We start from the raw sequence: 12,129 nt of genomic DNA, 5'->3' as shown, positions 1-12,129 counted from the left end.
CTCACCCTGCGGCTGTTTTCGCCGCTGCACCTTGGTCGCTTGCGCCACCCACTGCTAAGGGAGGCTTTTGTGGCTCACGGTGACTTTTCCCCTCATGATTTCGCCAATCTCAGCGCGGTTGAAATTGATCACCGTTATCGGCTCCTTATTGATGCAGTCCAGGACTACGCGATCTTCATGCTCGACCGCGCCGGAAACGTTGCAAGCTGGAACCCCGGTGCGCAACGCGCTAAGGGGTATTTGCCAGACGAAATCATGGGACGACACTTCTCCGTTTTTTATACCGACGAAGACGCGCTCGCAGGGAAGCCCGCGCGACTGCTGGCTGCTGCGAGAGATCGCGGCCGGGCAGAAGACGAGGGGTGGCGGGTACGAAAGGACGGTAGTCGGTTCTGGGCGAATGTCGTCATCACAGCGGTTCGCGATGAGGGTGGTGAACTGGTGGGGTTCGCCAAGATTACCCGCGATTTGACCGAGTCACGTCGACTTCACGAGCTGGAACGGGTGACCGCAGACTCGACACTGGTGCAGCGCGCTCAGGAAAACGAGAGAAAGCGCATTGCGCGCGAGCTCCACGATGATCTTGGTCAGCGAATCTCGGCACTCAAAATGACTCTTGCGCTGCATGAAGCCGAGATTTCACAGCGTGTCCCGGCGGCTGTCAGGGATTGCTTGACCGGAACCCAGGGACTCGCCAGCCAGCTCGACGCAATGGCCACCGCGATGCGACGTATCGCGGCTGACCTGCGTCCGCCAGTGCTGGATGATCTGGGGCTTGAAGCAGCACTCGAGTGGATGACAGAGAACTTTGAGCTGCGCTACAGTGTGTCGGCAAAATGTCAGATTGACGGTGACGAATTACACCTCAACGACCTAGCCGCGATTTCCCTTTTCCGCGTGGCGCAGGAGGCGTTGACGAACGTCGCACGGCATGCCAAGGCTACGCAAGTGGCCGTGACGCTATCCGCGGACGACCAGGACTGCCATCTGCGCATCCAGGACGATGGCGTCGGCCTCCCGAGAGATTGGAAGCTTCGGCCTGACGCATTCGGCCTGCGCCGCATGCGTGAACGAATCGCTCAGTTGGGCGGAAACCTGTTCGTCGAGGGCAAACCCGGCAACGGAATGACGATCGCGGCGCAGGTGCCGCTGTCACGAATCACCGCCCCAGGCTAGTTCCTTGGACGTCCTTTCCGTTGCCAGACTAAAGATCATCGATTCGTTGTCGGGCGAGCCTATTGATCGTAGCAATGGCCATCGTCAATTCGCCGGTCTTGTCAAAGAAATAGTCGGCTCCCGCTGCTGCCGCCGCACGTCGGACCACCGGCACGGAATGATTGGTCAGGACGATCTGTATCGCGGGGCAGAGTGCCGACTTGAGCCTGCCGATAATATCCAGCCCGCTGCCGACCCGAAGGTGGAGGTCGACGAGCACCACGTTTGGCAACAGTTGCAGAATCTCTTCGACTGCGGCGGTTGCGTCGTCGGAGGTTCCGACCACTTTCGACAGTCCCGTTGATTCGACCAGCGCGACCAGTTGCCGAAGGACGACCTCTGAATCTTCAGCTATATAAACGGACATTTTAGAAAAATTTTCGCCCATGACTCGCTCCATTCAGAGCCCTTCAAACGCGCGCTCTGCGGCGCAAATTGCTCATAGCGTGAACCAAGTGCATGCCCTCGCCGTTGATCGAGATCAGTTACGTTTGACCGGAATCCAGGAACTGGCCACGCAGCTCGACGGAATGGCTACCTCGATGCGGCGTATCGCGTTTCGCGGTCACAATGGGGCTACACTGAAAGAGCGATCGAAGCAGGAGAAAGCCATGACAGACGTTGACCCTACAAGCACCTTCCGAGGGTTGCCGCTGACCGCGGAGCAGGACGCGGAAGTAAGACACTACATAAAGGTCCGAACGCAGCGTGGCCTCCCATGGGATACAGCAGAACTGAACGCGATACTCAAAGACATGCTGCAGCCCCCAGCTGACGGCAACGACGAATTCGATGCCCCGGCAGACGGAACGAAAGCTGCCGCCGAGCGCGCAATGGCGTCGGTTAACGAAGCAATGGAACCCATCGAGGCGAGCGAGGAACGGAATGCGGCCATGGAGTCGGAAGGCATGAAAGGGCCCAGGCGATAAAACGGCCAGCAATGCTTACGCTTGCTTCCTGGCAGCACCGATACAGGTGCGATTACGACGCGTGGCTCATGGGTGCTGTGCGCACATCTCCACACTTGAGCGGGTGTCGTCGGTCCCCATGGCGATAGGGCTCGCGGCTGATCGACTGGCCCCGCCTTCTTTATACGACATCAATTGCCGCCCTGGATAACGCTTTACAGATGCTGGACAGCAGTCGCGTAGGACTTCGCCGCTTCCCTAAGTAACCCGGCGGCGGCCTGTACGCGGGGCGGCAGTTCGCTCAGTGCGAGCAGGGTATCGACACCGTCCAGCCGCCTGCGAAGCTCAATCACGAGATCCATGACGCTGGCGTCGCCCACCCGCCGGCGATTGCTCTGTCGGGAACTGACCATGGAGCAGTCGACCAGACGATCAATCTTGCGGAAGTAGGCTTGAGCTGCGGCGCGGTGCCTCGCATACAGCGACGCAACATTGGACCTGGAAAGACAGTCTTTAACGACATCGGCGTTCATGCCGAAATGAACCTGTAGCGCGTCGGCGGCATCCGCCCGGTGGAAACAGGCCACCTGATCAAATAGCGTCTCGCCATCCTGGTCGATCAGATCGATCCAGACCTCACCGTCTTCCAGAGTCTGGCCGGCGCGTTGAATCACCCGCTCATCCTCATTGGCGCAAGCGAGCATCCGTTGTCCATCGATGTCGTCAATCGGCATCTCGAACACCTCCACCAGCTCCCCACTCACTGCGACCTGCATGACCAGTAAAGCCATCTCTGTGCTCCTTGTGATGCGATTGATGGGAATACCGCTGTGCAGATCAGGCAATCGAAGCTGGCGATCTGTTTGTGTGGCAATTCCGCGAGAAAAGGCGTGAGCCCGACATCTTCACGGATCTACGGTCCGACGTTGCGCGACAAACTAACCGCGACTGTCGACCCAGCCGCGCGCCCATGCTGTCGCGTGCCCGACTGCCTGTGTTTCACTATCAAAATAGTCGAGCGCATCAAACTTGTAGGAAACCGGATCAGCATCCCCGGTGTCACCTCTGGTGAGCAGCAGCTTGGCGGCAAACCAGCCGTCAGCTAAACGGTGAGCGGACGGGGAGACTGAGTAACCGTTGTAATGGTGAAGATTTTTATTGTTTTGCATAAGCGATAACCGGCCGCACGACATCAATGCCGTACAAGCGAACTGAATGGAAATGAGGCGAGACGGATCGTGTCGAAACGACAAATGATGCGCACGTCGAAACGCGGGATCAGATCGGGAGCGCATGGCTCCGCGAGGATGCTAGTCAGGCTGACAAAGCAAAGGGCCGGCAGAGCGGCCCCTGAAATACGTTACTGCGGCGAGATATTCGCGGCCTGCATACCCTTCGGGCCGCGCTTGGTCTCGTAGCTCACCTTCTGGTTTTCTGCGAGCGTCTTGAAGCCGTCGCCCCGAATTTCCGAGAAGTGAGCGAAGAGATCGTCGCCGCCGGAGTCAGGAGTAATGAAGCCAAAGCCTTTGCTATCGTTGAACCATTTAACAGTACCGGTATCCATCGGAATTTCCCGAAATAAAAAATAACAGCTCCGATGCGGAGCGACAAAAACTTCAAGGAAGAAGAGAGGACAGCGAGTACCGCGCAGACGAGGCGGAAAATGGTGATCAGCAATCGAGCTTCTTGAATATTTCGAAGGTCACAATATAGTGCCCGGCTGGGTCTGTCAACGCTTTTCGTGACGGTCCTGGTCTCCCAGCCGATGGGCCCGGCGCATCGCTGGCCAACAGACTCCAGGGCGGAAGTGTCGCGAATTCGACCGGTGGTCGTCTATGCAGGGCTTTTTCGGGGCATCGATAGAGCGCCACCGCAGACATCACCCCCGTCGGCAAGAGTCACTGGACCTGGAAATCGACAAGCCGACGCCAGTATTCATCCTGACGCTCAACGCAAGGCGGTCGTGCGCAGCCGCTTCCAGCGCCTTGACCTGATTTCCGGATCCGTCGAGACCCTCGGCTAACCCGACAAGCCTGACTCGATACGTGTGCAGCACAGCGTCCCAAATAACCAGTAAGTCGCTCAGTCATAATTCTCTTCCGGGTGCCTGTCTGTCTGTGTATGGACGGGAGCCCCACCGCACAGTTGACCACCGCCTGTCGAGCCTGCAGAGACCAATCCGGGCGCTACGGCTTTGATCTGCGTATCATGCGATTCCGCTGGCGCGGCTCTTGCTGACAGATGAAACAGGCCGCACCACGGTGCCTTTACCGCCACCATGAGGAAACGCCGACCCGGAGCGCCCCTGCAAACACCATGACGAATAGCACACCGCCCCTTGGGGGAATTTCCAGCGAACACTCTTTCCAGCTTCTCGTCGAAGGCGTGACGGACTACGCGATCCTCATGCTGGATCCGGCCGGTTTCATCAGAACCTGGAATGCCGGGGCGCAACGCTTTAAGGGCTACGCTGCCCGCGAAATCATCGGTCAGCACTTCTCCATTTTTTACCCGGAAAGTGACCGGATTGCCGGCCGGCCGGCGCTTGCCCTGCAAACCGCCCTTGACGAGGGTAAATCTGAGGACGAGGGCTGGCGGGTCCGCAAGGACGGCAGCCAGTTCTGGGCGAGCGTGGTCATCGATCCGCTGCACGACGATTCCGGCCGGTTCATCGGGTTTGCCAAGATCACACGCGACATCACGGAGCGCAAGCGCGCGCAGGAAGCGTTGCGCGAAAGCGAGCAGCGGTTCAGCCTGCTGGTCGAGGGCGTTACCGACTACGCGATCTTCATGCTTTCGCCCACGGGGGAAGTGACTAACTGGAATACCGGCGCGGAGCGCATCAAGGGTTATTCGCGTGACGAGATTCTCGGAAAGCATTTCTCCTGCTTCTACACGGAAAAGGACCGCGCAGCCGGTCTGCCCGCCCAGACGCTGGCCATAGCCGGCAGCGAAGGCCGCTTCGAGCGGGAAGGCTGGCGGGTGCGCAAGGATGGCACCCGCTTCTGGGCGCACGTGGTGGTCGACGCCATCCGCGACGAGGCTGGCAGGCTGGTCGGATTTGCGAAGGTGATACGCGACGTGACCGAGCGCAAGCAGGCAGCGGATGCCTTGGCGCGCGCGAACACCGCGCTGTTCCAGTCGCAGAAGATGGAATCGCTGGGACAGCTGACCGGCGGGGTCGCCCACGACTTCAACAACCTGCTCGCGGTGATGTCCAACGGACTGGATGTGCTTTCGCTGCGGCTACACGAGCACGCCGATATCCGGATGCTGGAAATGATGCAGCGTGCGGTCACCAGGGGTGCGACGCTCACCCAGCAGCTGCTGTCATTCGCACGCCAGCAGCCGCTCAAGGTGGAAAAGTGCAACCTGAACGCGGTGCTTCGCGGCTTTGAGGCCGTGCTGCGGCGCGCCGCCGATGGCGCAATCGAACTCGAGGTCAGGCAGGAACCGCGGCCCCGGCCGGTTCTGCTGGATGCAGCCCGGTTCGAGGCTGCGTTGCTTAACCTCGTCGTCAACGCGCGCGACGCCATGCCCGACGGCGGAAAGATCGTCATCGCCGTGGAGAATGTCGAACTCGGCGAAGGGACGGTGGGTGCGCTTGCGCCCGGCCCGTACGTCACCGTGTCCGTCACGGACACTGGCTCGGGGATGCCACCGGAGGTTGCGGCGCGTGCCTTTGAACCGTTCTTCACCACCAAGGAGGTGGGCAAGGGCACCGGCCTCGGCCTGAGTCAGGCGTACGGCTTCATTGCGCAGTCCGGCGGCGACGTGCTGATCCATAGCGAACCCGGCAAGGGCACGACCGTCAGCATGTACCTGCCGGTCGCAACAGGGACATCCGGAGATGCGGACACCATCACAGGGCCCGCGCTGGATACCGTGCTGGTCGTCGAGGACGAACCGGATCTGCTGGAGGCGACAGCGGAGCTTCTGCGCAGCCTCGGCTACGAGGTGCTGACCGCCAGCAACGGGGCCGAGGCGATGGATGTCTTGAGTCGTCGCGACGACATCGGCGTTCTGTTCACCGATGTGGTCATGCCCAACGGCATCAATGGCGTCCAGCTCGCGCGTTCTACCCGCGAGCTTCACCCTGAGATCAGGATCGTGCTGGCATCGGGGTATGCGCTTCCGGCACTCAAGGCGCAGCACGGCAATCTCAGCGACTTTGCGTTCATCAACAAACCCTACCGGCTGGCCGATATCGTCCGCACCTTGGGCCTGGGGACATAGCCGCGGGTGCTTTTGCGCGACCTTGAAATCGCTGGTGTTCTCGGTCGCCGCACCGCGTGTCCACGACGGGGAACTGATCGGGCACACGCAATGCGCAGGCCAAAAGTCTCACGACGAGCAGATCGCAATCACGACCCAGGAGAAACTATGCCGAACCCAATACTTAAGGACGGCAGGACGGACCGTCCCAAAAACGGACCCCAGTCGGACCGGCCCGGCGCTGCCGGCAAGCCCATGTCGGACGAGGACGCACAGCACGCGCTCGATCAGGGCGACAATGGAAAGATCGACCGCGCCCTTGACGAACTCGACGTGTCGACCACAGAGTCGGGGAAGGACCAGACGGCGAAGCCGGACACCGAAGGCTCAAACTCGTCGAGCAAGAATCTGGACGAACAGGGCGATTAACCGCCGGTTCTGGTGGGTGTTGGAGGTTCGCCTGATGCGGGCGAACACGGCAGGCATACGGTAAAGCGGGTGCCGCTCGAAGACGAGGTGGCGCCAATTGCGCCCTGGTGGGCGTTGGCAACGCAGCGGCAGATGTAAAGGCCCAGGCCGATGCCAGCAGCGGTCCCGCTCCGGTCAGCCGGCCCCGCGCGTGTCAGCGGATCGAACAGCGTGGGCAGTGCCTGTTCCGGGATCGGGTTGCCTTCGTTGGACACAACCAGGGTTACCTGTCCATCGTGAGCACCGGCTTCGACAACGACAGGACCCGTACCATAGCGAACCGCGTTGGACAGCAGGTTGACCACCAGCTGTCCGAGCCGGCTACCGTCCCAGCGGCCTCGCAAATCGCCCGCAAGCTGCAGTTCGATGTGGGCTTTGGGGTAGGACGCGCGCACTTCGTCTATTGCGTCGCGACAGATCCGTCCGAAATCCTGCGGCGTGAAGCTGACGGGCAGCGCATCCCCCAGCCGGTTGCGCGTAAAGATGAGCAGGTCGTCGATCATCTGTTTCATGCGCATCGCGCCGCGTTGAACGAAGGCGACCGCCCTCACGCTGGCGGGAGACAGCCCTTCGTCATGTAGCAGCACTTCGCCGGCATTCAGTATCGCGCCCAGTGGCGAACGCAGATCGTGCGCGAGCACGCCGGCAAACAGGTCACGGATGCGCTCGGTGCGATACGCGTAATGCCGGACCGATTCCGCGAGCACCTGGTCGATCGCCTCGTTGAACCGGATCATCTCCTCAAACGCCGCGGCGCCGTCCGGTGAGGTTGCCTGCCAGCGGCGCAGCACCGTCGCGCGCAGCGCGCGGAATTCCGCCACCACATCGTTGATGCTGAATCCGTGTGACACGCGATCCTCCGCGTGCAGATGCGCGACGCGGTTAAAGGCAGAATGCGGCGCACGTTTGTCGCCGCGCGACTTCGTTTCCTGCTGGGCTGGGTCCTGTGCCTCACGCATGTCCGCCGCAATCGCGGCGAGGATGTCGGCGGCCGAATCGCGCAACTGGGTCTCCGTGAGATGGCTGTCCTCCTGGCTGAGCGCCAGTGCATACTCGGTCCAGTCGTCGATCAGGCCCTGCCGGTCAGCTTCAATAAAGTCCGCGAGGCTCATCTGGTTCCCCAAATGGTTAGGCGTAGCTGATACAGGGCCGGACCGGGCGGCAGGCGGGAATCAGCCTGTGCTGTGTCCCGACCTCGCCACCGTTTTGCGTGGAAATTGTAGCCGCTCCCGGACGTGACGGAAATCGTGTTCACCATGCGTCTGCCCGGCAACTGCGCAAGGTGTCAGGGCGCGAGGGGTCCCGATCAGCGCGACGAGTTGGCCCGGCGACCGGCTCTCATGCATATAGCCGTCGAAAGTCCCGGTGAGAACCGCAGGGACGGGATCGCTCGAACGAAGTCATCGTCGGCCCGAATGGCACAAGTCCGAGCCTCTGGATACAGCACCTGAAAATGAAACTCGTTCGTCCGACGACTCATCGGTCGCCGTCTTCCCGAATGGCGGTTCGTCATTCGTCGGCAGGCGTTCGCCGATGCAGCGCAGGGGACTGTCTATGGCCGGGCGGCGACATCATCGAAGACCTTCACTTTCGGACGATCTTCGGGGGACATTGAGCACGGTTACCGGCCTGCGCTCAGTTCCTGCTGTCGCCGCGCTCGCGCGTCCTCCTCAAAACGTGTGTCTTCGAGTTCCTGCAGCACGCCATCAAGGTCCACCGGTCGCGTGTCGACCTCGATGCGGCCAGTCAGTTCGACATCGACATGCAGCCGGCCTGCTTCGAAGAGCGTCCAGATCTCCGTGCCGTAATCTGCGGTGAGTATCTGCGGGGCAAATCGCCCGAAGTACGCGGCCAGGTTGTCGACGTCACGCTTGAGCATCGAGGCGGCTTCATTGTTGCCGGCTGCGTCGACGGCCTGCGGCAGATCAATGATCACCGGCCCATCCGCTGCCAGCAGGATGTTGTATTCCGACAGGTCGCCGTGAATCACTCCCGCGCAGAGCATGCGGACAACCTGGTTGAGCAGCAGCGCGTGTAGTTCGAGGGCGCCGGCTTCAGTCAGATCGACGTCGTTGAGTCGTGGCGCGACGTCACCCATCCCATTGACCACCAGTTCCATCAGCAACACGCCATCAGTACAGATATAAGGTTGCGGCACCCGCACACCTGCGCCGGCGAGCCGGAACAGCGCGTCGACTTCGGCGTTCTGCCATGACGCTTCCTGCATCTGGCGGCCGTAGCGCGTACCTTTTTCCATTGCACGCGCCTGCCGGCTGTTCTTGACCTTGCGGCCGTCCCGATACGACGCGGCTTGCCGAAAACTGCGCTGCTTCGCGTCCTTGTAAACTTTTGCGCAACGCGTCAATTCGCCGCTGCGCACAACGTAGACTGTTGCCTCCTTGCCGCTCATCAACTGGGCGATAACTTCGTCGATGAGTCCTTCTTCGAAAAGCGGCGCGAGCCGTTTGGGTATTTTCATACGACCGCCAGCTGCGGCCGGTGGGACGAGCATTCCACATGCGTGGATGGTGAATGGCCCGCTGAGGCATGCCCGATCAGGAAACCGATGAATCGAGGGGGCAGTGCTGCCAATCGTATACCTGTTGCGTGGGAGACGGATGGAGTCATTCCAGATTAAACGGAAGGTAATGGGCGAGGACGAGGCGAGGCAAACTCCTGCCACCGGCATGCGGGCCTCGCCGCCGCAGTCCCAACGCGGGCAGCTTGGCCCGGCGGGCAGCACCGACCTCGAAGCTGTCTATCGATCGCAAAAAATCAGGTGGCCGAATATGGGAAGGCGGATTCAACCGGCCATTCGGCCGAGAACAGAGCCGGTTCCCCCATGCGGAGGTTATGCGAGACACCCGGCTGGGCACCAGACGGCCGCTTCAGCATGGCGGCCGGGCAGTTCCCGGTCAGTACCGCTTTTTCGGCGGCAACGACCGTTTGATCTGCTTGCGCAGGCGTGCCATTGCAGCAGCCTTTTTGCGCTTGCGTTCTGCGGTAGGTTTTTCGTAGGCCGTCCGGGTACGAAGCTCCGGAATCAGGCCGGTGCGCTCGATCGCGCGCCGGAAACGGCGTATTGCAACTTCCACGGGCTCGTCGGGTTTCAGAATTACGGTAGTCAATTTATTCCCTGGTTGAGCGCTCGCCGGGTAACTGCTGCCGCGGCAGGCGCACTATGAAGACATCTCCTGCTCGTCCGATCTCACCTCGATCATGCCACCGTGTGCCGCGGCTATTTGGCAGCGCTCGTGGCACGACAAGATCACTGACGCTTCGAAGCCTCCTTCTTCAGCTTCTTCGCGTCCTTCTTTTCCTTCGGCGTTCTAGTGGCGACCTTCTTTTCCGTCTTCCTGGCGTCATGGGCTTTGCTCATGATGGCCTCCTTTCATGTCGAATCTGACAGTGTACGACGCGCCGCCCCTTCGGCAGGCAGGGGTTAACTCGAAATACACCGTTCGCCGGACCGACGTGCGGTTCGATTTCGATGCGGTTAGGGTAATGGCCGCTCCGCTCGTCAATGAGGACGTGGTGGCTCGCCACCAAGAACAGTCGCCTCTCTCTCCTCGGGCCCGTCACCCTCGCATCCTTCGGAACGCATGCAATCGGATAGCCGTGAGCAGCAGTGAGAATCCATGAAATTTTCCTACCCGTCCGGCCTTACCTCGATGCAACCCGAAAAGCGTAATCGGCGGCTCTCGACGGTGGTCCCTCAGATCACTCTGGAACCGCAATATCGCCCTGTACGAGCTGCCAGCCGTACACCTCGGCAAAATGCTTCGCACTCTGTGGATCGTCGAATAGAGGCATGTCGGCACACCCGCAAAACGGATAGATGATCCGCTTGTCATAAAGGCGGGTGACCTTCAAGGTCGGAAGGGCACCATTCATCGTCCGGCGGGACGAGGCGACGACCTCATAGTTGTTCGCGCCTACTAGCAAAGATGCTGCATTCATGTTTCCTCGCGCATTGGACCGCATCGCCGTTCGCTCATAGATCCCGCACAAACTGCCCGTCAACCTCGCCATCTATCAGGCGCTCCGCATAGTCGTTGGATGCCCTGCGCGCCTCACCCGCATCGCCAAACGACGCACGATGTGGAATCCGAAATATGCGGCTGGTCGTCAGTGTGTCGTCGGTGCCCCGGCGGCATATCCTGACGGCAGCGTCAAAGCCGGCATCATGGTCGAATGGCCCAACGGCCTCCCGGGAAAGGTGGGAATAGACGAGGGGATAGATCTCCAACCCTCTGTAAGTTCTGACGTACTCGCTCATGATGTAGTCCAAAGATGTGAGCCATGACGAGAAGTAGCCGGGAACCGCCCAGCGTGTGGCAAGTGGGAGATTGCCGCAAACGAAATAGCGACGCAGCGCTCGGCACGGAGCAACTTTCGCAGCGGCGCAGCTAGCGGAATCGGCGTCCGGAGAGGGAGTATCGCTTCCTCTGGAACGAGGAGAGAACTGACCGGCAGTAGACAGGAATCAGGTGCTGCCCGTGGAACGGGAACTCCGAGGGACGACGGGCATGAGAGAAGCCTAAGACCGACCCCAGTCAGTGTACCACCCGACCCTGTAGTGGGCCACCCTTTTTTATCGAGTGTCAGGCCAGGCACCGGTGATCCCTGGCTTCGGATTAGCTTTGGTCGGAGACGCAGGAGTTAGCAGCCCCTTTTTCGAGTTGCGGCGAGCGGCGAATCTAGGCGGGGCAACGGTCCCCGTCGCTCGTCATGCAACTGCATGGTTCATCTGCTTGCTTCCTGGCATGTGCCGCTTGGCCATTCTTCGCAGGTTTTGCGCAGTCGCTGCCATCAGGAATTCATCATGGGCGCCACTTGGACCCCGCAGTCGCAGACGGTCCAGCTTCAAAATGCGTTTGAGATGCGCAAAGAGCATTTCCACCTTCTTTCGCTCACGGCAAGATCGCTTGTATTCTGGCGTCTTCGCAATACGCCGGGCCTCGTCGCGTGCAGCTTCATGGATGCTGCGAGCAATCTTGCGAAATGGTGTATTCGGACAGCAGCGATCCTTCATCGAACAGCTCTCGCAGTCCAGCTGGCTTGCCCGATAGATGATCGTGTCAGCCTTCGTGACACGCGAGCGCGGATTCCTGAACTTGCGCCGGTCACTGCGTAGTGCGTGCCCGGTAGGACAGCGATATTCATTGGCCAGTTCATCCCATAGCAGGCTGTTGAAAAGCGCCTCGTCATGAGGACCGAAGCGATGATCAGGAGTGTTTCGCGTGCAATTTCCAGCTGAAATCCGGATGCGCCGATCAGTTTGCGCAGGCAACGCGCCTGAGCGGGGTTGCCAGGCCTCGCA

14 protein-coding genes are annotated in these 12,129 nt (G+C 60.5%); 4 read left to right on the top strand and 10 right to left on the bottom strand.

All coding sequences use genetic code 11. The features are described 5' to 3' along the window. The first annotated feature begins 69 nt into the window (after nucleotides 1–69). Nucleotides 70–1,176: a PAS domain S-box protein gene (locus EVC45_RS26775; protein WP_248295262.1), complete on the top strand. Its 1,107-nt coding sequence runs from the start codon at nucleotides 70–72 to the stop codon at nucleotides 1,174–1,176. A gap of 28 nt (nucleotides 1,177–1,204) precedes the next feature. Here EVC45_RS26775 and EVC45_RS26770 read toward each other — a convergent pair whose 3' ends face one another. After that, nucleotides 1,205–1,603, bottom strand: a complete 399-nt coding sequence (locus EVC45_RS26770; RefSeq protein ID WP_129961230.1) for a response regulator — start codon at nucleotides 1,601–1,603, stop codon at nucleotides 1,205–1,207. Between the two features lie 223 nt (nucleotides 1,604–1,826). On the opposite strand from EVC45_RS26770, the gene EVC45_RS26765 reads away from it, so the two are divergent. After that, a complete protein-coding gene (locus EVC45_RS26765; protein WP_129961286.1) occupies nucleotides 1,827–2,144 on the top strand; it encodes a hypothetical protein in 318 nt (105 codons plus the stop codon). Nucleotides 2,145–2,338: 194 nt separating this feature from the next. On the opposite strand, the gene EVC45_RS26760 is transcribed toward EVC45_RS26765, so the two are convergent. From EVC45_RS26760 to EVC45_RS26750, 3 genes are all read right to left on the bottom strand, one after another. Next, on the bottom strand, nucleotides 2,339–2,914 hold the full coding sequence (locus EVC45_RS26760) for a hypothetical protein (RefSeq protein ID WP_129961229.1): 576 nt from the start codon (nucleotides 2,912–2,914) through the stop codon (nucleotides 2,339–2,341). A gap of 147 nt (nucleotides 2,915–3,061) precedes the next feature. After that, nucleotides 3,062–3,292, bottom strand: a complete 231-nt coding sequence (locus EVC45_RS26755; RefSeq protein WP_129961228.1) for a hypothetical protein — start codon at nucleotides 3,290–3,292, stop codon at nucleotides 3,062–3,064. A 191-nt stretch (nucleotides 3,293–3,483) separates the two neighbouring features. Beyond that, a complete protein-coding gene (locus tag EVC45_RS26750) occupies nucleotides 3,484–3,687 on the bottom strand; it encodes a cold-shock protein (RefSeq protein ID WP_129961227.1) in 204 nt (67 codons plus the stop codon). Nucleotides 3,688–4,439: 752 nt separating this feature from the next. Here EVC45_RS26750 and EVC45_RS26745 point away from each other — a divergent pair. Together EVC45_RS26745 and EVC45_RS26740 are read left to right on the top strand one after the other, a co-directional pair. Next, a complete protein-coding gene (locus tag EVC45_RS26745) occupies nucleotides 4,440–6,359 on the top strand; it encodes a PAS domain-containing sensor histidine kinase (protein WP_129961226.1) in 1,920 nt (639 codons plus the stop codon). Between the two features lie 147 nt (nucleotides 6,360–6,506). Further along, entirely contained in the window at nucleotides 6,507–6,767 is a 261-nt protein-coding gene (locus EVC45_RS26740; protein ID WP_129961225.1) for a hypothetical protein, read from the top strand. Here the strand turns inward: EVC45_RS26740 and EVC45_RS26735 are convergent. The 6 genes from EVC45_RS26735 to EVC45_RS26705 all read right to left on the bottom strand — a co-directional run. Next, nucleotides 6,764–7,918, bottom strand: a complete 1,155-nt coding sequence (locus EVC45_RS26735) for a sensor histidine kinase KdpD (protein WP_129961224.1) — start codon at nucleotides 7,916–7,918, stop codon at nucleotides 6,764–6,766. The genes EVC45_RS26740 and EVC45_RS26735 overlap by 4 nt on opposite strands. A gap of 509 nt (nucleotides 7,919–8,427) precedes the next feature. Further along, entirely contained in the window at nucleotides 8,428–9,285 is an 858-nt protein-coding gene (locus EVC45_RS26730; RefSeq protein WP_129961285.1) for a PA4780 family RIO1-like protein kinase, read from the bottom strand. Nucleotides 9,286–9,721: 436 nt separating this feature from the next. Beyond that, nucleotides 9,722–9,934, bottom strand: a complete 213-nt coding sequence (gene rpsU, locus EVC45_RS26725; protein ID WP_129961223.1) for a 30S ribosomal protein S21 — start codon at nucleotides 9,932–9,934, stop codon at nucleotides 9,722–9,724. Between the two features lie 592 nt (nucleotides 9,935–10,526). Next, nucleotides 10,527–10,766, bottom strand: a complete 240-nt coding sequence (locus tag EVC45_RS26715; RefSeq protein ID WP_248295261.1) for a DUF6723 family protein — start codon at nucleotides 10,764–10,766, stop codon at nucleotides 10,527–10,529. A gap of 34 nt (nucleotides 10,767–10,800) precedes the next feature. Continuing rightward, the gene (locus tag EVC45_RS26710; protein ID WP_129961222.1) at nucleotides 10,801–11,085 is read right to left on the bottom strand and encodes a hypothetical protein; all 285 of its coding nucleotides are present in this window, start codon (nucleotides 11,083–11,085) and stop codon (nucleotides 10,801–10,803) included. Between the two features lie 450 nt (nucleotides 11,086–11,535). Continuing rightward, a partial coding sequence (locus EVC45_RS26705; protein ID WP_248295260.1) for a transposase occupies nucleotides 11,536–12,129 on the bottom strand: 594 nt, incomplete at its 5' end.

Origin of the sequence: Paraburkholderia sp. UYCP14C (assembly GCF_004197395.1) — a bacterium.
In the GTDB taxonomy this organism is placed as follows: domain Bacteria; phylum Pseudomonadota; class Gammaproteobacteria; order Burkholderiales; family Burkholderiaceae; genus Paraburkholderia.
This window is presented reverse-complemented; position numbering and strand designations above follow the sequence as displayed.

What these genes read in the sequence shown, in the direction of transcription:
- EVC45_RS26770 (WP_129961230.1), bottom strand. Translation starts at nt 1,603, where the DNA reads ATGGGCGAAAATTTTTCTAAAATGTCCGTTTATATAGCTGAAGATTCA.
- EVC45_RS26765 (WP_129961286.1), top strand. Translation starts at nt 1,827, where the DNA reads ATGACAGACGTTGACCCTACAAGCACCTTCCGAGGGTTGCCGCTGACC.
- EVC45_RS26760 (WP_129961229.1), bottom strand. Translation starts at nt 2,914, where the DNA reads ATGGCTTTACTGGTCATGCAGGTCGCAGTGAGTGGGGAGCTGGTGGAG.
- EVC45_RS26755 (WP_129961228.1), bottom strand. Translation starts at nt 3,292, where the DNA reads ATGCAAAACAATAAAAATCTTCACCATTACAACGGTTACTCAGTCTCC.
- EVC45_RS26750 (WP_129961227.1), bottom strand. Translation starts at nt 3,687, where the DNA reads ATGGATACCGGTACTGTTAAATGGTTCAACGATAGCAAAGGCTTTGGC.
- EVC45_RS26745 (WP_129961226.1), top strand. Translation starts at nt 4,440, where the DNA reads ATGACGAATAGCACACCGCCCCTTGGGGGAATTTCCAGCGAACACTCT.
- EVC45_RS26740 (WP_129961225.1), top strand. Translation starts at nt 6,507, where the DNA reads ATGCCGAACCCAATACTTAAGGACGGCAGGACGGACCGTCCCAAAAAC.
- EVC45_RS26735 (WP_129961224.1), bottom strand. Translation starts at nt 7,918, where the DNA reads ATGAGCCTCGCGGACTTTATTGAAGCTGACCGGCAGGGCCTGATCGAC.
- EVC45_RS26730 (WP_129961285.1), bottom strand. Translation starts at nt 9,285, where the DNA reads ATGAAAATACCCAAACGGCTCGCGCCGCTTTTCGAAGAAGGACTCATC.
- EVC45_RS26715 (WP_248295261.1), bottom strand. Translation starts at nt 10,766, where the DNA reads ATGAATGCAGCATCTTTGCTAGTAGGCGCGAACAACTATGAGGTCGTC.
- EVC45_RS26710 (WP_129961222.1), bottom strand. Translation starts at nt 11,085, where the DNA reads ATGAGCGAGTACGTCAGAACTTACAGAGGGTTGGAGATCTATCCCCTC.